Raw genomic sequence first — 765 nt, forward strand, 5'->3', positions numbered from 1 at the left:
ACGCCAACGGTTCGCTGGTGGCGGTGTCGCGTTCGGGTGAAGTCTCGGTCCTGGATCCGCATGGCCGTGAGCGCGAGCGCTACAAGCTGCCCTACGGTGCCACCATCAACGTCAAGGACGCTGCCGAGGTCAAGGCTGGCCAGACCGTTGCCAACTGGGATCCGCATAACCACCCGATCGTGTCGGAAGTGGCTGGTTTCGTGCGCTTCATCGACTTCGTCGACGGCATCACCGTCATCGAGAAGACCGACGAACTGACCGGTCTGGCGTCGCGTGAAATCACCGATCCGAAGCGTCGTGGCTCGCAGGCCAAGGATCTGCGTCCGCTGGTCCGCATCATCGATGGCAAGGGCAATGACCTGACCATCCCGGGCACCGACCTGCCGGCGCAGTACCTGTTGCCGCCGCGCTCGATCGTCAACCTGCAGGATGGCGCCCCGGTGGGCGTGGGCGACGTCGTCGCCAAGATCCCGCAGGAAGCGTCCAAGACCCGTGACATCACCGGTGGTCTGCCGCGCGTTGCCGACTTGTTCGAAGCCCGCAAGCCGAAGGATCCGGCGATCCTGGCCGAGCGTTCGGGTATCGTCAGCTTCGGCAAGGACACCAAGGGCAAGCAGCGCCTGATCATCAAGGACACCGATGGTTCGGAGCACGAAGAGCTGATCCCGAAGTACCGCCAGATCATCGTGTTCGAAGGCGAGCACGTGACCCGCGGCGAAACCGTGGTGGACGGCGAGCCGAGCCCGCAGGACATCCTGCGCCTGA

1 pseudogene is annotated in these 765 nt (G+C 64.3%); it reads left to right on the forward strand.

Features of this window, described 5'->3' with window-relative positions:
- Window positions 1-765 (forward strand): annotated as a pseudogene (locus tag ABB26_RS18320) (DNA-directed RNA polymerase subunit beta'); the annotation flags it as partial.

The organism is Stenotrophomonas humi, from assembly GCF_001431415.1.
Taxonomy (GTDB): domain Bacteria; phylum Pseudomonadota; class Gammaproteobacteria; order Xanthomonadales; family Xanthomonadaceae; genus Stenotrophomonas; species Stenotrophomonas humi.